1 protein-coding gene is annotated in these 708 nt (G+C 41.2%); it reads right to left on the bottom strand.

The genetic code is table 11. The features are described from left to right. Positions 1–708, bottom strand: a 708-nt coding sequence (locus BAZO_RS01670; protein ID WP_003329477.1) for a hypothetical protein, incomplete at both ends; no start/stop codon positions are given.

Below are 708 nucleotides of genomic sequence, written 5' to 3'. Positions count from 1 at the left end.
GTTGGGTTGGAGAGGAACCATTCGCCTTGACCTGGGGTTAGTTTTTCTACCCCTCCTTTGAATGTTCCTCCTCCTTGGTAGTACCATTTACCTTTTATTTGTACAAACATTGTGGCATGGTTTCTGCCTGCTACAATAGCTGTGTTGAATCCTGCTGCATCGAATAAAGCTGAGTGGGCTTGAGCTAAAGAGTCACAATCTCCTGTTTTAGTTACAAGTTCATCGTAAGCTGAGCGTGGTGCACCATCGTCTCGTGGAGCTGCTTGTTGGGATAAGGTAGTAGCGGTTACCGATAATTTATATAACCATTCAATTTCTTGTTTATTAACTCCGTTTTTCATAAGTTGACCTATTTGTCTATCTGCAAATGCTTGAGCTTTGTCAGTTTTATCCCAATTTGGGTACGAATTTATATATTTTTGGAACGCTTCTTTATAATTACCCCCAAACTCCACAGAGTCTGCCTTATCAATGGCGTTATCAATGATAGACATGACTTGGTCGTACTCTTTTTGGCTCTTTACTGCGTAAGTATGACTTCCGTAGTTGGCTTTGATGCCGTTTACTACTTTACCATCGTTTGTTTCTTGTTTTGGTTGCTCAATAGGTTTAGTTGGTTGTTGTACTGGTGGTGTAGATGGTTGTTGTACTGCTGATGTATCTTTGATGACCGCTGTTTGACGAGCTGCATCCCATGATACTTGTGAG

This window comes from Schinkia azotoformans LMG 9581 (genome assembly GCF_000307855.1).
In the GTDB taxonomy this organism is placed as follows: Bacteria; Bacillota; Bacilli; order Bacillales; family Bacillaceae_J; genus Schinkia; species Schinkia azotoformans.
The sequence above is the reverse complement of the archived record's forward strand: the minus strand, read 5'-3'. Positions and strand labels throughout refer to the sequence as shown.